Source organism: Prosthecobacter sp. Pr1 (assembly GCF_057652315.1).
Window position 1 is genome coordinate 303,593 of sequence record NZ_JBYFBS010000004.1, and the last position, 18,381, is coordinate 321,973.

The 18,381-nt window shown below is 57.6% G+C and carries 16 protein-coding genes; 8 read left to right on the forward strand and 8 right to left on the reverse strand.

Translation table 11 applies throughout. The annotated features are described in order from the left end of the window. Positions 1-12 precede the first annotated feature (12 nt). Together AC24GY_RS08850 and AC24GY_RS08855 are read right to left on the reverse strand one after the other, a co-directional pair. A complete protein-coding gene (locus AC24GY_RS08850) occupies positions 13-1,164 on the reverse strand; it encodes a Gfo/Idh/MocA family protein (RefSeq protein ID WP_487682096.1) in 1,152 nt (383 codons plus the stop codon). A gap of 35 nt (positions 1,165-1,199) precedes the next feature. After that, a complete protein-coding gene (locus AC24GY_RS08855; protein ID WP_487682098.1) occupies positions 1,200-2,042 on the reverse strand; it encodes a sugar phosphate isomerase/epimerase family protein in 843 nt (280 codons plus the stop codon). Positions 2,043-2,110: 68 nt separating this feature from the next. On the opposite strand from AC24GY_RS08855, the gene AC24GY_RS08860 reads away from it, so the two are divergent. Further along, entirely contained in the window at positions 2,111-3,007 is an 897-nt protein-coding gene (locus tag AC24GY_RS08860; RefSeq protein WP_487682100.1) for a LysR family transcriptional regulator, read from the forward strand. Positions 3,008-3,091: 84 nt separating this feature from the next. On the opposite strand, the gene AC24GY_RS08865 is transcribed toward AC24GY_RS08860, so the two are convergent. The 3 genes from AC24GY_RS08865 to AC24GY_RS08875 form a co-directional block, all read right to left on the reverse strand. Next, positions 3,092-5,290, reverse strand: coding sequence for a polysaccharide biosynthesis tyrosine autokinase (locus AC24GY_RS08865; RefSeq protein WP_422318941.1), 2,199 nt, complete (start codon positions 5,288-5,290; stop codon positions 3,092-3,094). A 191-nt stretch (positions 5,291-5,481) separates the two neighbouring features. Further along, positions 5,482-6,201, reverse strand: coding sequence for a polysaccharide biosynthesis/export family protein (locus AC24GY_RS08870; protein ID WP_487682101.1), 720 nt, complete (start codon positions 6,199-6,201; stop codon positions 5,482-5,484). Between the two features lie 94 nt (positions 6,202-6,295). Then, positions 6,296-7,996 (reverse strand): outer membrane beta-barrel protein, encoded by a 1,701-nt coding sequence (locus AC24GY_RS08875; protein WP_487682102.1) that lies wholly within the window; start codon positions 7,994-7,996, stop codon positions 6,296-6,298. 510 nt (positions 7,997-8,506) lie between these two features. On the opposite strand from AC24GY_RS08875, the gene AC24GY_RS08880 reads away from it, so the two are divergent. After that, on the forward strand, positions 8,507-8,974 hold the full coding sequence (locus AC24GY_RS08880; protein ID WP_422317761.1) for a deoxycytidylate deaminase: 468 nt from the start codon (positions 8,507-8,509) through the stop codon (positions 8,972-8,974). Positions 8,975-9,154: 180 nt separating this feature from the next. Here the strand turns inward: AC24GY_RS08880 and gmd are convergent, their stop codons facing one another. Continuing rightward, positions 9,155-10,174, reverse strand: coding sequence for a GDP-mannose 4,6-dehydratase (gmd, locus tag AC24GY_RS08885; protein ID WP_422317763.1), 1,020 nt, complete (start codon positions 10,172-10,174; stop codon positions 9,155-9,157). Positions 10,175-10,305: 131 nt separating this feature from the next. Here gmd and AC24GY_RS08890 point away from each other — a divergent pair, with 131 nt between their 5' ends. Both AC24GY_RS08890 and smpB read left to right on the forward strand, forming a co-directional pair. Then, positions 10,306-10,509: a DNA-directed RNA polymerase subunit omega gene (locus tag AC24GY_RS08890; protein ID WP_422317765.1), complete on the forward strand. Its 204-nt coding sequence runs from the start codon at positions 10,306-10,308 to the stop codon at positions 10,507-10,509. 66 nt (positions 10,510-10,575) lie between these two features. Then, a complete protein-coding gene (gene smpB / locus AC24GY_RS08895) occupies positions 10,576-11,037 on the forward strand; it encodes an SsrA-binding protein SmpB (RefSeq protein WP_422317767.1) in 462 nt (153 codons plus the stop codon). 371 nt (positions 11,038-11,408) lie between these two features. Here the strand turns inward: smpB and AC24GY_RS08900 are convergent, their stop codons facing one another. Beyond that, positions 11,409-11,687 (reverse strand): hypothetical protein, encoded by a 279-nt coding sequence (locus AC24GY_RS08900; RefSeq protein ID WP_487682105.1) that lies wholly within the window; start codon positions 11,685-11,687, stop codon positions 11,409-11,411. A 245-nt stretch (positions 11,688-11,932) separates the two neighbouring features. On the opposite strand from AC24GY_RS08900, the gene AC24GY_RS08905 reads away from it, so the two are divergent. From AC24GY_RS08905 to AC24GY_RS08920, 4 genes are all read left to right on the forward strand, one after another. Next, on the forward strand, positions 11,933-12,973 hold the full coding sequence (locus AC24GY_RS08905) for an aldo/keto reductase (RefSeq protein ID WP_487682107.1): 1,041 nt from the start codon (positions 11,933-11,935) through the stop codon (positions 12,971-12,973). 134 nt (positions 12,974-13,107) lie between these two features. After that, positions 13,108-14,649 carry an MFS transporter gene (locus tag AC24GY_RS08910; protein ID WP_487682109.1) on the forward strand — a complete coding sequence of 514 codons (1,542 nt, stop codon included), beginning with the start codon at positions 13,108-13,110 and terminating at the stop codon, positions 14,647-14,649. A gap of 274 nt (positions 14,650-14,923) precedes the next feature. After that, on the forward strand, positions 14,924-16,480 hold the full coding sequence (locus AC24GY_RS08915) for an MFS transporter (RefSeq protein ID WP_487682111.1): 1,557 nt from the start codon (positions 14,924-14,926) through the stop codon (positions 16,478-16,480). A gap of 117 nt (positions 16,481-16,597) precedes the next feature. Further along, complete coding sequence (locus AC24GY_RS08920) at positions 16,598-16,825, forward strand: FmdB family zinc ribbon protein (protein WP_422317777.1); 228 nt, start codon at positions 16,598-16,600, stop codon at positions 16,823-16,825. A gap of 219 nt (positions 16,826-17,044) precedes the next feature. On the opposite strand, the gene AC24GY_RS08925 is transcribed toward AC24GY_RS08920, so the two are convergent. After that, entirely contained in the window at positions 17,045-18,352 is a 1,308-nt protein-coding gene (locus AC24GY_RS08925; protein WP_487682113.1) for an RsmB/NOP family class I SAM-dependent RNA methyltransferase, read from the reverse strand. Positions 18,353-18,381 lie beyond the last annotated feature (29 nt).

Here is an 18,381-nt window from a genome sequence, read left to right on the forward strand (position 1 = left end):
TCGGGCGCATCCTCAAAGATCGCCAACCGGCAGCCACTTGCGCTGCTCCCAGCTTTGCAGGCCGAGCTCAGCGAGTTGCACGCCTTTGGCACCTTCACGAAGGGTCCAGGGGAAGGGTGTGTCCAGCACCACGTGCTTGAGAAATTCCTCCCACTGGATCTTGAAGGCGTTGTCATAGGTCGTCGTGTCAGGCACCTCCTGCCAGCCGCCGAAGAAATCGATCGGCTGGTCGATGTCTGGATTCCACGTGGGCCGTGGCGTGGTGCCGATGCTCTGCACCCAGCATTTGCGCAAACCTACCACAGCGCTTCCGTGCGTGCCGTCCACCTGCATGGTGAGCAGGTCATCGCGCCGCACGCGCACCGTCCAGGAACTGTTGAACTGGCAGATGACACCGCCTTCGCACTCAAAGGTGGCGTAGCATGCGTCATCGCTGGTACAGGCGTAGGGCTTGCCGCGCTCGTCGATGCGCTTCGGCAGATGCGTGGCGCCTATGCAACTCACGGCTTTCACCTTGCCAAAGAGATTGTCCACGACGTAGCGCCAGTGGCAGAGCATGTCGACAATGATGCCGCCGCCGTCTTCCTTGCGGTAATTCCATGAGGGACGCTGCGCGGGCTGGTCCCCTTCCTCGCCGGTGAAGACCCAGTAACCGAACTCACCGCGCACGCTGAGGATGCGGCCAAAGTAACCCTGATCCCGCAGTGTGCGGAACTTGCGAATGCCGCTGAGCCAGAGCTTGTCCTGCACGACGCCGTTTTTCACACCGGCATCTTCGCAGAGCTTGGCCAAACGTAACGCCTCGCTCGTTTCCACGGCGGTCGGTTTCTCGCAGTAGATCGCCTTGCCTGCCTTCACCGCCTTTTCCACAAAACCTGCACGCTGCAAAGTGCCGGAGGCATCAAAGAAGATCTCGTCCTCCTTTTTGGCCAGCGCCGCATCGATGTCTGTGGTGTAGCGCGTCACCCCCGTGCGCTCTGCCAGGGCCTTGAGCTTGTCATGATTCCGCCCCGTGAGAATCGGGTCGGGCATCAGCGTGAGATCATCGCTCACCTTGAGTCCGCCTTGATCGCGGATGGCCTTGATCGAGCGAATCAGGTGCTGGTTGGTACCCATGCGTCCCGTGACGCCGTTCATGATGATGCCGATTCGTTTGGTTTCCATTGTTACTGAGTTCCAAGTTTAAGGTTTAAAGTTTGTTATTTGCTCGTGGCGTCTGGATAAAGCGCCGCATAGCTCTGGCTGATTTTTTCAAGAAACACCTGCTGGTCCATGGCCCAAAGGCGGTTCGAAAAGATCTCCACCTCGCGATAACCCGCGAAGCCGGTGGCATCCACCCAGTCGCTGATTTCTTTGATGTTGATGCAGCCTTCGCCCATGAGGCCGCGATCATTCAAGAGATCAATGGTCGGAGTCCTCCAGTCACAGATGTGAAAGGCCTGCAGGCGGCCGGTCTGACCTGCGAGATCAATCTGCGACTTCAGCTCGGGATCCCACCAGACATGGTACACATCCAGCGCGATTCCGACCGATTTCGGCGAGCCCAGCACATCGCAAATCTCGTGGGCCTGGCGCATGGTGTTCACGGCGCTGCGATCATCCGCATACATGGGGTGAAGAGGTTCAATGGCAAGTTTTACGCCCGCCTGCTCAGCTGCCGGCAGCACCGCAGCGATGCCATCGGCGATCTGCTTGCGCGACTCCACCAGCGACTGCCCGGGCACGGCACCGCAGACCAAGACGATGAGTGGAGCGCCAATGGCGTGCGCCTGCTCGATGGCCTTCAGATTGTCATCAATGGCCGTCTGCCGCCCTGCTGTGGTCGCGGCTGGAAAAAAACCGCCACGGCACAGGCTCACGACTTCCAGCCCTGCGTCCTGCGTCTGACGCGCCACAGAACCCAGATCACGCCCTTCCAGGGCCTGCCGCCAGATGGTGATGCCGCTGACGCCGCGCTGCGGGAACTGCACGAGGCATTCTTCAAGGCTGAGCGGTTTGGTGGTGATGGTGTGGACGCAAAGTCGGCGCATGAGAAAGATCATGGCAGCGCCTGCTCATAAGAAAAAGATGATTTTACGATACCCTGGATCAGAAATATCAATGACGGGTCATGGAACTCTACCAACTCGGCTACTTCATCGAAATCGCCCGCCAACGCAGTTTCACCCGGGCGGCCGGGCGGCTGCACATGGCGCAGCCTGCGCTGAGCCAGCAGATGAAAAATCTCGAGGCGGAGCTGGGCACGCCCCTTTTCAACCGCAGCCGCAAAGAAGTGCAGCTCACCGCCGCCGGCAAAGCTTTCCTGCCGCGTGCCGAAGGTCTCCTCACGCAGGCTGAAGCCGCCAAAGCGATCGTCTCCGATGTGGCCCACCTGCGGGGCGGCAAGCTGACCATCGCCGCCATCCCCAGTGTGAGCGCATGCTTGCTGCCGGAGGTGATTGAAACCTTCAGCCAGCAGCACGATCAGGTGGCCCTGCATTTGATCGAGGACAGTTCTGAAAGTGTGGCCGACTGTGTGGAATCCGGGCGAGCCGACATTGGCTTTCTGCAACTCCCGGCGAGCAAGGCGGCTTTCAAGTCACAAACTCTCCTTATCGAGCCTTTCGTACTTCTGGTGGGCAAAAGGCATGCGCTTGCCGGACAGAAAACTGTGCTGCTGCGGCAGTTGTCCGCTGAATCCTTCATCTTCTACAAAGGCCGCGCCCGCGACACCGCGTTGGAGGCCTGCCGCAAGGCCGGTTTTGAACCCCACATCGTGTGCGAGAGCGGAGAACTGGGAACGGTGCGTGCGCTCGTCTCCGCAGGGCTGGGACTCGCCATTGTCCCACGGCTGGCGGCAGGAAACCTGCCCGCGACCATTCTTACCGTGGCCATTCGGGAACCCAAAATGCAACGCCAGATCGCCGCCGTCTGGCAGAAGGGCAGTGAGCTCTCTCCTGCGGCGGCATCACTTCTGGAGCTGGCCAACGAGCTGCTTTCACATGGGAACCACAACTCAAACGCGTGACTAACATACCTTCGCGGGCGGCATTGTGCCCTGCCCCGTTAGCGGCTTAAAGAATCATGCAGCACCGGCTCGAGCTGCATCAAATCAGGACTTCGCGGCGGCAGGTTCAGCAGCCTGCTGCGGATTGGTCTTGGTGGGCGCGTAGTAGTAGCTGGCGTAATTGTAATAGGTGTACTCTTTCAGGTTCGAGCTGGAGCGGTTGAGAATGACACCCCCGATGTTGACCTGGCGCTCATAGAGCAGATCCAGAGCCTTGCCTGAGAGACGGGCCATGGTGGAGGACATGCGCACCACGAAGAGCACCGAATCAAGTTTCGGCGCGAAGCTGGCGGTGTCATCCGCCACGAGGACAGGAGCACTGTCGAAGATGACGTAATCGTATTCCTCACCCATCTCACGCAGCATCTCTTCGGCTGTTTTGGAGAGCAGCATTTCCGAGGTCTGATCAAAGACGTCACCGCGGGCGAGCAGGTCCAGGTTTCGTGTGCTGGTTTCCTGAACGGCATCACGCCAGTGCAGTTTGCCACGCAGGGCTTCGCTCAAGCCTGGAGTGGAGGGAAGCTTGAAAAGCTCGCTCACACCACCACGGCGCAAGTCGCAATCTGCCAGCAGGACACGCGCTCCGGCCAAGGCCATGGTAACAGCCAGATTGGAGGTGACGGTGGTCTTGCCTTCATTGGGAACCGCACTGGTGATGAGAATGGTCTTCGGCGGCTTGCCCTGCCAGTTTTTGAAGAGAATGGAGGAACGAATATTGCGGAAGGCCTCGGCGTAGAGATGGCGGTCGTCATTTGGACGAAGCAGGGCCACATCACCGCGATTTCTCTGTTCCGGCACCTGCCCAAGAACCGCTTCCCCGGGGAACAAGGTCTGGAACTCACTGTAGGAATTCATCCGGTCGTCCAGACGGTCGAACAACAGCAGGATCACAATGCCAATCCCCATGCCGCCAATGAGACCGACAACGATGGGCATCACCCAGTCTTCCACATTTTCATAGGCTGGGATGGCACGCTCTTGAATGGCCACAAAGTCTGCCTGGGAATTGAAGACGCTCTGAATGCTCTCCACTTTTTCAAAGAGCTTGTCGTAAGTCAACTTGGCCGACTCGGCGGCTTTCTCCAGTTTGTCGTGCTCTGCGATTTTACCGCCGAGATCGAGGGCCTCTTTCTGCTTCTCAAGAATCTGAGCGTCCAAGACCTGCACGCGACGCTGAATATCCGCCATCTGAGTCACCATCTCCTGCTGAATCTGCTCTGCATAGGAAGCCAGCAGCGCCTTCTGCGCCGCCAGTTCTTCGGTAACATCCTGCACCATCGGGTGCTGCTGTTTGAACTGGATCAGAAGAGAGTCCAGCTTGGTCTTGAGTTCAGTGATTTTCGATTTGGTGCGCAGGTAATCCTGCTCCGCCATGGTCATGCCATTGCGCCCGGGCGAGGTCTCAGTTGCCTTGATTGCGCCTGATGGCTGGGTGGTTTCGGCACCTTTGGAACCTGGAGCACCAGGCGTTGCCGCGGCTCCGCTCAGCATGCGTTCACGCGCCTCCATGGCGGCATTGACGTTGGCGATTGCGAGCTTCAAATCGTCAAGTGTCGTGCGTTGTGCTATCCGCTGCGCTTCCAGGTTTCCAAGGTACTGTGCGGCAAGATTGTTGCCATTGGTGATCGTGAGGATGTTGTTGGCGGCCTTGAATTTGGTGAGACGCTCAAGGCTGTCCTCCATGAGCTTCTGCTTGTTCACCACCTCGGTGAGGAACTGCTGGAGCACCTTGCCCTGAGCCTGCTCGCGGATGCTCTGACGAAACGCGATGAACTCGTCCAGCAGGGCGTCCAAAAAGATCTTCGTGTACTTAGGCTCAGAGCCTGTCGCAAGGATGTTGAAAATGGCCGAACCCTTGGTCTGAGCCACGCGGATTTCCACGTCCGAATCCTTCACATCCGGGTTCAATGCTCTGACGCGATCCAGCGCGCGTCGTTTCATTTCGGCGCTCTCGATCGTTTCGATGATCGTTCCGTAGAAGTCCGCCTGCTGTTCACGCCAGGTCACGTTGTCGTTGAACGCCAGCTGACCGCCGGCCACGAGTTTAGCCAAGGAGCGAAACTCCTGAGGGCGCCCGGTAATGCGCAAGGCCTGAACACAAACACCAATGCTGGCCGTCAGGAGCAGGAACCACCAGCGGCGGCGGAGCAGGATCTTGTAACGCTGGAATTTGGCGGATGCCTCGTGAATGCGACTCAGCGTGCTGGATTGCGCCGGGCCTGGGAGGGTGAGGTTTTGTTCCATGATTTCAAAAATCCAAATTTGTTCTGTCGGGCTGCCAAAGGCTGCTGCTGTCTCCCGTCATTTTTTGGGCAGGCAGAATCGCTCAAAAACACAACTTAAGCCATTGGATTTATTTGGCCGCGCCTCTGTTCGATTTTAAATCAAATTTCACCTCATTTGATTCCGAAATGCCTGTGAGAAACCCGGGTATTTTAGAAATTAACAGTCTTTTCTTCGACGATGATGACGTCATCCTTGCGAATGAACACGTCACGCTCGAGGTCTCCCTGACGCATGATCCCGTCCACATTGACCAAAATGGTTTTGTTTCCCTGAGGGGTTTTGCGGATGATTTTCACTTTTTCCTTGTTGGCGAACTGGGCAAAGCCACCTGCACGAAGAATGGCCTGGCTGATGGAAATGTCTTCATTGGCCGGCAGATCGTATTTTCCCTGTCTGGCCACGATGCCGAACATGACGTAGAACTCCAGGTCCACCTCCCGCTCCTCCATCTGAGTTTTTTCGTTCAGTTTGTCGATCGCGATGACCACGGTGGCATTTTGGAAAAAATTCTTTTCCAGCTCCCGCTTGATGGTGAAAGCCAGATCACGGCAGGTTTTTCCCCGGGCATTCACCAAACCCACGTAAGGGGCCTGGACCTCCCCTGTCACTGCAACAACCTGCTGCAGCGCATCACGGCGGTCTTCCAAAATGCGGATACTGATGGTATCCCCTACCGAGATGGGACGATTGTTGTCCAATACGTCCATCGAGTTCAAGACTGCCGCACCAGCGTTGGCCGGACCACCAGTGGAAACAGCTGCCTGGCGCGATGACCTTGAGGACTCAGGGATGCGAAAGCCAGGATCTTGAGCTTTCAAAGCCGGGAGAGCAAAGGCAAGCAGAAGCAGCGACAGTGATATCTTTTTCATGATGATAGTGAATGAATTTTGAATCCCTCATGCGCCAATGCCGATCACGGCCAGGCTGAGATCAAAAGTCATAGACCAATTACGATCCGTTTCGTTAGAAATTGTAATTGAAGCCCAAAATCACGCGTGTCTGCGTGGAATCCGCATTGGATTGCTTATAATTGGTAACGAAATAGCGGTAGCCCAAGTTAAGCCCTGCCTTGGCGGTCAGGTTGTAGTTCAGGTCAAAGGAGAAGCCGCTCTGGTCCGCATCTCTTCCGGCCACCCCCAAGTAGTCGGCACGCCCAAAGTGATAGCCGGTTCCTGCCCGCAGCTTTGAGGTCAACTGGTGAGTGTAATAGAGATCCACACCGAACTGAGTCAGCTTGTACCCAGTGCCTGGAAAAGCAGGGTCGGTAAGCGAGGGCTTTGCGTTTTCATAGTATCCTGAGATGGAGAAGCGACCGCCCTTCCAGGCAACCATCGAGACCCCATAGTTGACGAAGTCGGCGGTAATGTAGTTCGAAGCCAGGTTGATGGAGGATTCATGCCCAACGGTCAGCGTGTGGCTGAAGCGAGCATTGAGCTGGTTGGTAATGCTGAGGTTGTAGTAATAGCTGTTCAGGTCGGAACTGTCTCCTGGACCATTCGGGGCGAAAACCGTTGGCGAGTCGAAATTGAAGGCCTGCAGACCGCCAGCCAGTTTGATAATGGTTGATTTGCCCAGAGGCACACTGACAAACGCGCCCCAGTTGAAGAGAACGCCGTCGTTCAAAGTAGGATTCACGTAGTTCAGGAACGAAACCCCGCCTTCCGTGCCCAAAATCCAAGTCGCCGTCGGGCTGTATGTGAGGGAGGCATGCAGGGTGTTCATCGTCCGACTGAACTGCTTGTTGTTGCTGCCCAATGCCTCGGAGATGGTGTTTGTGTAGTTGACAGCCAGAGCCCAGGCCGAATTGATCTGCCAGTTGGCGGCGACACCAAAATCGTTCTGGAAGACACCGAAGCTCGAATTATTCGCAGCACCGACAAAGGCATTGTTCAGCGCAGGACGCATGGACATGCGGTCATAAATGGTGAAATTCACAGGGCCGGCCTTGATATCAAAAGCAAGCGTCGTTCCTGGCAAGACGTTGATCAGGTAATTGCCGTTTCCGTAAGCTGCCAGTTCTGGATGATTGAAATAATGATCCACGCCGAGACCGCCGGTGAAACTCAGGACATTGTTTTGTGAAACGCGATAGTTGGCGCTGACGTTGAGCAGCGTGCTGCTGATGACGTCTGACACCGGAACGGCGGTGCGGCGAATGTTGCTGTTGTATTCAAACCCCTGGTAAAGGCCAAAACCAATGTTCACAGGACCAACCTTCAGATTGCGCTTGCCCGTAAGGAAGGGATCTGAGGTGTAGGTGGGAGCAAAATAGCTCAGTGACTGTGAATACTGGCCGGAGTAGGTGGTGTAATCACCCACAGCACGAGCGGCGAATGCGGAACTGCCGCTGCGCACGGAAGGCTGTGAAATTTGACGGTCAGAACGCAGCAATTGCTGAAGACTTTGATACCCCTCCTGGTCTTCCTGGCTGACGTATGCCCCTTTTTCGTAGTCGTACACCACGTCTCCACTGCGTGCGGACGACTGGGTCGTCTTTTTCATCTGACCGGTGCGGGACCGAAGGTCATTGAAAAAGTTGCTGGTTTGTGAAGGTGAAACACCAAATTGAGCGTTGGAACGTTGCGGCAACAAACAGCCGGTCGTGAGGGTAATCACCATCAGGAGAGCACTGATGGGGATGGGGCGAGAGTTGTTGATCAGCATGACGGGAGAGAGTGGGTCGGGAATTAAAACAACGATACAAGCAATTCTACTTGGTTTTGTCTATACCAAATTTCTCTCGATTTCGCCACATACTCTCCCTTGATTCACAATAATTTGGCGTTCGCCGCTACACGCGGCCAGCCAATTCCCCCCCTTCAGTTCTTGAAGGCGACCACTGAAACGGCATTCCGCGTTTCACGAACGCGTTTTCTGTGTTCAAAATCAAACTCGAGCTGGATTTCTCTCGAGGATGCCCTGTCCCACGATCTGTGAGGACTGTTGGAAGGGGGAGCCAGGGCGATCAAACTGCGTAATTTGCCGAACAATTTACCGATCGGAAGCCGCTTGGAATTGAAAGAGTTCATGGTTTGAGTTTGATAATTAGGACAACTTTCCGAAAGCTATATAGTGTTCATTGTAACATGTTCAAATGAATTTTAAGGCGGCTGAAAAATGCATGCCTTCACCGCTCCTGTTTGACTCAGCAGGTTTAAAAGTTCATGTGCGGCCATGTCCATTGAAGCCCATCCTGCCCCGGCAGCGCGGTTGACCATCCCAGAATACGCCATGGCGCTTGCCCACGTGGCCAGCCTGCGTTCAGAGGATCCCTTTCGGAAGGTTGGGGCGGTGGCCATTGACTTTGACAACCGGGTGATCGGAACCGCCTACAATGGCCTTGCGCCCGGCTACGATGCAGGTCCTGATTTTTGGGCAGATCGGGATGCACGACGTAAATACATGCTGCATGCCGAGGTGAACCTTTGCAGCCTGTTCACCCGTGGCAATGTGAAGCTCGTCGCCTGCACCACGAAACCCTGCACCAGCTGCATGCAGATGCTCTGCGCCTATGGCGTCAAAGAAGTCTATTTCCGCGACGATTACCCTGAGTCGGAGGCAGATGCCATCGCCGGGCGTTATGGCATCCCGCTGATCCAGCTTGCCGATTACCCGCAGATCGTTTCTACCGCAGCCAAGTAGAACACTACGTAGAGGCTTGCTGACGCGGCACCAAAGCGCGTGAAGAGCATGCAGCTTGTGTGAAGCGAAGCCCGTCTCGAATTCTCCCAGGTTGCATAGCAGACCGGTCCGCCCGCAATGTGACTTCGTGCGCACCAGCGCACGAAATCACCCATTTTATCCCGGCCGGGCTCCAGCCAATCAGGCAGCTTTGACGTTCTTCACCGCCAGTTCATGCTTCGCGAGCTGCAGATCAGCCTCCACCATGATCTTCACCAGTTCCTTAAATTTCACCTTCGGCTCCCAGCCCAGCTTCTTGCGGGCCTTGGCCGGATCCCCGATGAGGAGTTCCACCTCCGCCGGGCGTTCATAGCGGGCGTCATATTTGACGTGCTGCTCCCAGTCGAGATCCAGCGCGCCGAAGGCCTCCTGGACGAATTCCTTCACACTGTGCGTCTCGTTCGTGGCGATCACATAGTCATCCGGCTGATCCTGCTGGAGCATCATCCACATCATTTCCACATAGTCCTTCGCGTAGCCCCAGTCGCGCTTCGCATCCATGTTTCCTAGGAAAAGCTTGTCCTGCAACCCCATTTTGATGCGGGTGGCAGCGCGGGTGATCTTGCGGGTCACAAAGGTCTCCCCACGGCGTGGCGACTCATGATTGAAAAGAATGCCGCTGCTGGCATGCAGGCCGTAGCTTTCGCGGTAGTTCACCGTCAGCCAGTGGCCATAAACTTTCGCACAGGCGTAGGGCGAACGGGGCCAAAAAGGCGTGGTCTCCACCTGTGGAACCTCCTGCACCTTGCCAAACATCTCTGAGGAGGAGGCCTGATAGAAGCGGACTTTGCCCACCAGGCCAGTTTCGCGAATGGCTTCCAGAATGCGCTGTGTACCAAGGCCCACGATGTCTCCGGTGCTCTCCGGCACGTCAAACGACACACGTACATGGCTCTGTGCCCCGAGATTGTACACTTCGTCCGGTTTCAGATCATAGAGCAGCTTTACCAGTGCCACTGAGTCCATCAAATCCCCGTAATGCAGGTGCAGATTCTTTGACGGCAGGTGGGATTCCGGCTCAAACAGGTGCTGAAGACGCCCGGTGTTGAAACTGGAAGCCCGGCGGATGATCCCGTGCACTTCATAGCCTTTTTCGAGCAGCAATTCCGTGAGATACGAGCCGTCCTGTCCTGTGATTCCGGTAATGAGAGCTTTCTTCATGAGTCAAATCGAGCGCCGATGAGACAATACCGCCCCCCATTCCGCAAGGGGAAAAGCAGGAACATAACAGTTGCACCCCACGAGTCTCCCCTTATTCTCTGCCCCCCCAATCCCAGCCCCGATTTCAATTTATGAGAGCTGACCTCGTCGAACAAGCCGCGCTAATCGTCAAAGATCACCCCATCCTGATCAACATGGTCTCCAAGCGAGTCCGTCAGATCGCCGCGGGCCATGCGGTTCTCGTCGAGCGCCGCCCCGGCCTCCGTGAAGCCGACCTCGCCCTCCTTGAAATCATTCAGGGCAAGATCACCATCGCCACCATCGACAAGAGCTAGGCCACCCTGCCCTTCCCGGCAGAACCGCCAGTTTTTCGTTAACATCTGCGGTTCCCCGCGCGACCCATGTCCGAGATCGCCACGAACCGCAAAGCCCCGCGCGACTACCACATCCTCGAAAAATACGAGGCTGGCGTCGAACTCCGCGGCACCGAGGTGAAATCCATCCGCCTCGGCAAGCTCAACATCTCAGACGCCTTTGCCCGCGTGGATCGCGGTCAGGTCTGGCTCTACGGCTGTGACATTCAGACCTACGAGAAGGCCAGCCACACCACTCACGAGCCCCGCCGCACGCGCCGGCTCCTGCTGCACAAGAACGAGATCATGAAGCTGCTGGCCCAGACGCAGCAAAAGGGGCTCGCCCTGCCCATCCTGCGGGCCTACTGGAAAGGACACCACATCAAGATCGAGATCGGTGTCGGCAAAGGCAAAACCCATGGGGATCAAAGACAGGATCTGAAGGAGAAGGCCGAAAACCGCGAAGCAGCCCGGACGGTGGCGAATTTTAATCAGAAGAACAAGCGGTAGAAACGGAGCATGCATCCGGTAGCTGGGGGCGATCCGCTATGCGGTGAGTGTAAGGAGTCCAACTAGCGTGTGACTGAACCCGCGTAAAAACTGTACAAACACTCTTGAAGAAATCCCAGGCAATAACCGCCCGCTTTTTTGGGCCCTGATACCTCATCGTCCTCAGAACTGGAAGCACGGCTCTGAGTCGAGGCACAGCTTGTGCATAACAGAAGCGAGCAATAGAAGCAGAGAATGCGCATGGTTTTCAGCGTGTAATTATCTGACAGGAAAGCGGAGAATGTTTGCTGTGCAGGTATGCCACGATTGTGCTGATCCTGTCGAGATGAGTTCGAGCAAGACGTGAGCAGCTGGGCTGGCCGCGCCAGCATTCAGTGCCGGGTGTTCAATTCGATCTGGCGCTGGCAGAGCGCCATTTGGGCTTGAACACGCAGCGAGAATGCACGCGACTGACCGATGAGGTAACCCACGATGCTCCCGAGCACGACGCCAATGATGGCCCCGGTTGCAGACTGGTGCGAGGCGGACAAACCGAATAATCCACCGGCCACGAAACCGATGAGCGTTCCAAGCACGATGGAGGTGTTCGCCTGGCTATAAAGCTTGTCCGCCAGTTTTTGAATTAATTCGGGATTGTATTCGGTTGCCATGGGATGGAGGCGGGTGGTGTCTTGGATGTTTGGGTGCGTTGCTTGAGAAAGTTGGCAGACCTGCCCAACTCGCTGATGGAAAACAATTCCATCTTAAATGTCTGATCTACACGACAGACTCTTGTTTTGTCGAGCACCAAGAAAGCCTGGCCATGTGATCTCTTCTTTTTCCAGGAAGGAACGAGGCATTCACGTGACGCTTTCGTGTTTGCCCATCAGGCCTCCTGCTTTAGCATCCGCCCCATATGAATCGCAAACGCCTTGGCCGCACGGGTATCGTTGTCACTGACATCTGCATGGGAACCATGACCTTTGGTCTGCAGGCGGACGAGAAAACGTCGTTTGAAATCATGGACCGCGCGCTTGAAGCGGGAATCGACTTCTTCGACACCGCCGAGCTCTATCCCGTGCCGCCGAGTGCGGAGCTGTTTGGGGTGACGGAGCAGATCGTCGGGAAATGGCTCAAGGGGCAGAAGCGTGGGGAGATCATCATTGCCTCGAAGGTCACGGGGCCGGGGCATGGCTGGTTCCGGCCGCCGGTGCGTGGTGGGTTCACGGCGCTGGACCGCCGCCAAATTTTCCAAGCCTGCGAGGACAGTCTGCGCCGACTCCAGACGGATTACATCGACCTCTACCAGACTCATTGGCCGGACCACGGCATGCAGCAGGAGGAAACGCTGGGAGCGCTGACCGATCTCATCGATCAGGGCAAGATCCGCGCGTGGGGCAGCAGCAATGAAACCTGCTGGGGTGTGATGAAAAATCTGTGGGAGGCCGAGAAGCATGGACTGGCCCGCATGGCCACGGTGCAGAACAATTTCTCCCTCATCAACCGCCGCTGCGAGAGCGAGCTGGCCCAGATCTGCCGCAAGGAAGGCGTGAGCCTGCTGCCCTACTCACCGCTGGGTGGCGGTGTCCTGTGCGGCAAATACAACGGCGGCGCCCTGCCGAAAGGGGCGCGCTTCACCGACTACATCCAGAACGGCGGCCCGCGTCAGAAGAAGATGGCGGCGCGCTTCGTCAATGAGCGCAGTCTTGAGACCACCGCGCGCCTGCAGGTCATCGCCGCCGACCTCGGAGTCAGCGTCACCGCGCTCGCGCTGGCCTGGAGCAAGCAGCACAACTTCGTGGCCTCCACCATCGTCGGTGCCACGACGGTGGCGCAGTTGAATGAGAGCCTGGCCGCTGCGGATCTGGTGCTGAGTGCTGAAACGCTGGCCCGCATCAATGAGATCGATGAAGCGATCCCGTGCGCGATGACGGAGGATGGGTTGCGGAGGTTGTAGGGGCTCTGCGGTGCAAACTGAGATTCCCACTCAAGAGGATTATGAGGTTATTTTTCGAACCGGGAAAAAGACGTTGCGCTGTGAGGCGGCTTTTGCTGGAATCGCGCACTCCCTGACCGATCCCCTCCCACGCCATGACTCAGACCACCTCCGGCAAAGCCGACATGAAACTCTTCTGGGCGTGCTTCATCGCCCTGGTCGCCACCTCGTTTGTATTTGGGGTGAGAGCCAACACGATTGGTGAGTTGCAGAACAGCTTCAATCTGTCTGAGTCACAGAAGGGAGCCATCAATGGCGCGGGTATGTGGCCGTTTGCGCTGAGCATCATCTTCTTCAGCCTGATCATTGACCGCATTGGCTACAAAACGGTCGCGCTGTTTGCCGCAGGTTGCCATGTCGTTTCGCTGGTGCTCACCCTGCGCGCCTCCGGGTATGAAGACTTTTACTGGAGCTCGCTGCTCGTTGCCGTGGCGAATGGGACGGTGGAGTCGTTCATCAATCCGGTCGTCGCCACGATCTTCAGCAAGAACAAATCAAAGTGGCTGAACATCCTGCATGCAGGCTGGCCCGCAGGACTGGCGCTGGGCGCGCTGTTTTGTGCGCTGCTGCCAGAAACGAAACTGTTCTTCAATGCCGTGTGGCAGTTCCGCTTTGCGCTGTGCTTCATCCCCGTGGTACTTTACACGCTGCTGATCCTCCCACGGACATTCCCAGTGAATGAGCGCGTGGCCGCCGGTGTGAGCTACCGCGACATGCTCAAGGAAGTGGGTGCGGTGGGCTCCTTCATCATTGGTTCCCTTGTTTACTGCGCGGTCATGCAGATGATCGGCTACGAGGCCTCCCTGCGGGACTCGCTCGTTGCCGGGCTGGTGCTGGGGGCTGCCACTGGTTTTTACACCCATTCACTGGGCAACTGGCTCTTCATCGTCGTTCTCATCACCATTGGACCTCTCGCCACGACCGAACTCGGCACCGATGGGTGGATGCCGGAACTGCTCAAGCTCAGCGGCCCGGATTTCCCGAACTTCGCCACGTGGATCTTTGTGTATGTCTCCGTCATCATGACGGTGCTGCGCTTTTACGCCGGCCCCATCGTGCACAGATTCTCCCCCATCGGCCTGCTGGTCATCAGCGGGGCCATTGCCATCACCGGGCTGATCCTCCTCTCCCATGCCACTGGCTGGGTTATCCTCGCGGCAGCGACGGTGTATGCTCTGGGCAAGACCTTCCTGTGGAGCACCACGCTGGGCCTCACCGCCGAGCAGTTCCCCAAAGGCGGGGCCCTCACCCTCAATGGCGTCTCCGCTGTGGGCGTACTCTTCCTGGGCGTGCTGGGCAGCCCCTACATCGGTCACAAGCAGGATCTCGACATGGCCGATCGTCTCTCCGCGACTGAGCACAGCGCTCTGTACTCCCAGATCAAAGGCGAGCCCAAGGCTGGCATCTTCGGCAATGCGCCAACGCTGAACCAGGAAAAAATCAAGGCCCTCCCTGCCCCTCAGCATCAGGAACTCGAGAGCGTGCAGGCCGCGAGCAAGCGCAGCGTCTTCACCACCATCGCTATTCTCCCCAGCTTCATGCTGGCCTGCTACCTGGGCATGTTCTTCTGGTTCAGGTCCCGCGGCGGCTACCAACCTGTCGTCATTTCCGAAGGAGATGCCGGCCCGGCCCACTGACCCGCACGCAGAATCGAGAGCCCCTGCATTCACTGCAAGATCGTCTGACTTTGCAGCGATAACAGGTCCGCCCGCCCGAAAGCGCTCACAGCAAAGGTCTTTTTCTGGACGCGACTTGCGGACCTTTCCGCTGCGTGTTCTGGCAACTTCTCAGTCTTGAGAACACTTTTTCCTTGTCGCTCAGAGGCGTGGCACCTAAAACACGCCCGTTCCCGCAACCATCACTCCAACCAACACACACTCCACTCCCTCCTCTATGAGCGAAAACAATCGAATGAGACTTCTCTGGGCCGGCTTCATGGCCATTCTCGCGGCCGGCGTCGGCTTCGCCATCCGCGGCGGCATCTTTGACAACTGGGCGAAGGAGTTCGGCTTCACGGGCGCGCAGCTCGGAGCCATCGGCGGCATGGGCTTCAACGGCTTCTGCTTTGGCATCATCCTTGGCGGTGTCGTGGTGGACAAGATCGGCTACGGCAAGCTCGTCGTGGTGGCCTTCCTGCTGCACATCGTCTCCGCGCTCGTCACCTTCACCGCCAGCGGCAGCAGCGCCTTCATGGTGCTCTCTCTGGGCATGTTCATCTTCGCCTTCGCGAATGGCACTCTGGAAGCCGTGGCCAATCCTCTCGTCGCCACGCTGTTCCCGGAAAACCGCACGCATTACCTCAACATCCTGCACGCCTCCTGGCCTGCCGGCATGGTGATCGGTGTGATCATCGGCTGGTTCCTTGACGACAAGATGGAGATCAACTGGCGCATCCAGCTCGCGCTGTATCTCATCCCGACCATCATCTACGGCCTCATGTTCATGGGCCAGAAGTTCCCCCAGTCCGCCGCTGCGGCCAAGGGCGTCAGCTTTGGCAACATGCTCAAGGACGTCGGCATTCTCGGCGGTGCCGTGGCCTGCTTCCTCCTTTCCTTCTTTGCGGAAGGCTTCTTCAAGGACGTGCTCAGCGTTGAGCCTGCTCTGGCCAAGAACCTCGGCTACGCCACGGGCGGCATTGTGCTGATCGCCGTGGGTGTGCTCACCAAGTTCTCGCTTGGATCGCTTGTGCTTTTCATCCTCTTCGTCACTCACGCCCTCGTCGGTGCGGTCGAGCTGGGCACGGACGGCTGGATCCAGAACATCACCGGTAACCTGTTCACCCCTGAGCAGGGCAAGGCCCTCTTCCTCTGGACCTCCGCCATCATGTTCGGCCTGCGTTTCTGCGCTCATTGGATCGAAAAGACGCTCAAGCTCTCCCCTGTCGGCCTGCTCTGCATTTGCGCAGCCCTTGCCTGCGGCGGTCTCACACTGGCCTCCGGCATGAACACCTTCGGCACTGCGCTCGTCGCTCTGGGCGTGTATGCCTTTGGCAAGACCTTCTTCTGGCCCACGATGCTGGCCGTTGCTTCTGACCGCTTTCCAAGCACGGGCGCTGTGGCCATCTCCATCATGGGTGGCATCGGGATGCTCTCCGCTGGTATCATCGGTGGTCCTGGCCTCGGCTATACGAAGGACCGCTTCGCTGGTGAGTCCCTGAAGGCCTCCAACCCCGCCCTCTACGAAACCTACAAGGCGGAAGCTCCGAGCAAGTTCCTCAATCTGGAAGCGACCGCTGCCATCGGTCTTGATGGCAAGAAGCTCTCCGAAGCCAAGGAAGCCAAGGAAAAGACTGCTGATCAGAAGGCCGTGGTGCTGGCCGATCAGCAGGGCGACCGCAAGACGCTGAAGTTTGACTCCTACATCCCCGGTACGATGGCCGTGATCTACCTTCTCCTGCTGGTCTACTTCAAGTCCATCGGCGGCTACAAGCCTCTGACCATTGAGGAGGAGATGGCTGCGAAAGCCTGATCTATCCATCCATTACTCCCACGCGGCGTCCCTTTACGGGGACGCCGTTTTTATTTCCTGCCTTGCGCAGCTTCATTCATTCGGCATTCGTATTTCGAAAATTCGACATTTCTGATCATGCCCACCTACGTTTACGAAACCATCCCCCAGTTTGAAGGTGAACCCACCAAGCGCTTTGAAATCCGCCAGAGCATGAAGGATGCCGCCCTCACGCAGCACCCGGACAGCGGACAGCCGGTCCGTCGCGTGCCGATTGGTGGCACCGGATTGATGGGCGGCAGCAGCGGCGGCTCCCAGGCATCAAGCGGGGGTGGCTCCTGCGGTACGGGGTGTGGCTGCCATTAGTGAATGACGAATGGAATCCCGAGCTCGAAGGCCGAGCGCGTTTTAAGGTATTTTGCAGCCCTCTTGGCCCATGCCATCGTGCGGGAACAAAGCCTTCCCCCTCACCCCACCCCTCTCCCCGAAGAAAAAGATTCGATGCCGTCGCGTGTCAGGGGCGGGGAGAGGGAGAACCGCTTTGGCTGCCCGCGATTCAGCGGACACGTCATTATTTAAACCGCTCTAAACGGCTGGAGCAGCCGGAACAGCTTCGTCATTCGGAGCTTCTTCGGCATTCGCCACTTGGGGTTCTTCATTCTTTACGGCCGTTTTTCGCTGCAAGCGTGCCGCATAGAATCCGTCAAATGCGCCGGTCTCTGGCGTGCGGTGGAGTTCCTCTTCGAGGGTCCATTCCTCACCGTGTTTGGCCAGGAAAGCCTGGACCTGGAGTTCGTTTTCGCTGGGCAGGATGCTGCAGGTGGCATAGACGAGTTTGCCGCCGGGGGCGACCATGCGGCTGTAGCTTTCGAGAATCTCGGCCTGGAGGGCGATGAGACGATCGATCTCGGTATCGCTGAGTTTCCACTTCGCATCCGGATTGCGGCGCAGCACGCCCATGCCGGAGCATGGCACGTCTAGGAGGACACGATCCGCTTTTTGCGCCAGACGCTTCACGGTCTTGGAGCCTTCGATCTCGCGTGCTTCGATGATGTCCACCCCGGCACGTGAGGCGCGCTTGCGCAGCTCCGCCAGCTTCCAGGCATGAATGTCCAGCGCCAGCAGGCGGCCCTTGTTGCGCATGATAGCCGCGAGGTGCAGCGCCTTGCCACCGCCACCAGCACAGGCATCGATGACCCGCATGCCGGGTTCAGGCTGCAAAAACGGTGCGATGAGCTGAGAGGCGGCATCCTGCACCTCAAACAAGCCGGCTTTGTAGGAATCGGTGCCAAACAAATTCGCCCGCTGCTTCAGACGCAGGGCGCTGGGCACCTGATCCACGGCTTCGGTTTCATAGCCTTCCTGGCCGAGACGCTCGCGCAGGGCACGGCGGTCGTTTTTGAGCGTGTTCACGCGCATGAAGACATCCGCAGGCAGATTCAGCGACTCACGCAGGGCGGGCCATGCAGCACCGAGTTCACGAGTGCCGCGTGCTTCCAGCCAGTCCGGGATTGCGGCACGGATCGCAGGAGACGCGCCTGCTTTGGCACGTTTCATCACATCCTCCGGCTTCACCTCGGGCGCGGTTTCATCCTTGGGCAGATCACGGCCATTGGAAATCCAATAGGCGGCCCATACACGCCAGAGACGCTCCGGGGTAATGTTCTCCGGCTGCGTGTGCTCTTCGTCCGGCAGACCGGCGAGATACCAGAACCAGCGCCACCAGCGCACGCATTCATAGATGGACTCGGCGAAGATGCGCCGGTCCCGGCTGCCCCACTTGCGGTGTCGTTTGAAGGTGAACTCGATCACCTTGTCCGCATAGCGTTTGCCCACAAAGACCTCTCCGAGTGAGAGGATGATTTCGTCGAGCAGGTGGGGCGGGAGCTTCATCCTACGTCGATAGTCCGCCCGCAGTCACG

Excerpts from the sequence above, each read along its gene's own strand:
- AC24GY_RS08850 (WP_487682096.1), bottom strand. The coding sequence starts at position 1,164 with ATGGAAACCAAACGAATCGGCATCATCATGAACGGCGTCACGGGACGC.
- AC24GY_RS08905 (WP_487682107.1), top strand. The coding sequence starts at position 11,933 with ATGAATCGCAAACGCCTTGGCCGCACGGGTATCGTTGTCACTGACATC.
- AC24GY_RS08865 (WP_422318941.1), bottom strand. The coding sequence starts at position 5,290 with ATGGAACAAAACCTCACCCTCCCAGGCCCGGCGCAATCCAGCACGCTG.
- AC24GY_RS08910 (WP_487682109.1), top strand. The coding sequence starts at position 13,108 with ATGACTCAGACCACCTCCGGCAAAGCCGACATGAAACTCTTCTGGGCG.
- AC24GY_RS08875 (WP_487682102.1), bottom strand. The coding sequence starts at position 7,996 with ATGCTGATCAACAACTCTCGCCCCATCCCCATCAGTGCTCTCCTGATG.
- AC24GY_RS08900 (WP_487682105.1), bottom strand. The coding sequence starts at position 11,687 with ATGGCAACCGAATACAATCCCGAATTAATTCAAAAACTGGCGGACAAG.
- gmd (WP_422317763.1), bottom strand. The coding sequence starts at position 10,174 with ATGAAGAAAGCTCTCATTACCGGAATCACAGGACAGGACGGCTCGTAT.
- AC24GY_RS08870 (WP_487682101.1), bottom strand. The coding sequence starts at position 6,201 with ATGAAAAAGATATCACTGTCGCTGCTTCTGCTTGCCTTTGCTCTCCCG.
- AC24GY_RS08915 (WP_487682111.1), top strand. The coding sequence starts at position 14,924 with ATGAGACTTCTCTGGGCCGGCTTCATGGCCATTCTCGCGGCCGGCGTC.
- smpB (WP_422317767.1), top strand. The coding sequence starts at position 10,576 with ATGTCCGAGATCGCCACGAACCGCAAAGCCCCGCGCGACTACCACATC.
- AC24GY_RS08920 (WP_422317777.1), top strand. The coding sequence starts at position 16,598 with ATGCCCACCTACGTTTACGAAACCATCCCCCAGTTTGAAGGTGAACCC.
- AC24GY_RS08860 (WP_487682100.1), top strand. The coding sequence starts at position 2,111 with ATGGAACTCTACCAACTCGGCTACTTCATCGAAATCGCCCGCCAACGC.
- AC24GY_RS08855 (WP_487682098.1), bottom strand. The coding sequence starts at position 2,042 with ATGATCTTTCTCATGCGCCGACTTTGCGTCCACACCATCACCACCAAA.
- AC24GY_RS08925 (WP_487682113.1), bottom strand. The coding sequence starts at position 18,352 with ATGAAGCTCCCGCCCCACCTGCTCGACGAAATCATCCTCTCACTCGGA.
- AC24GY_RS08890 (WP_422317765.1), top strand. The coding sequence starts at position 10,306 with ATGAGAGCTGACCTCGTCGAACAAGCCGCGCTAATCGTCAAAGATCAC.
- AC24GY_RS08880 (WP_422317761.1), top strand. The coding sequence starts at position 8,507 with ATGTCCATTGAAGCCCATCCTGCCCCGGCAGCGCGGTTGACCATCCCA.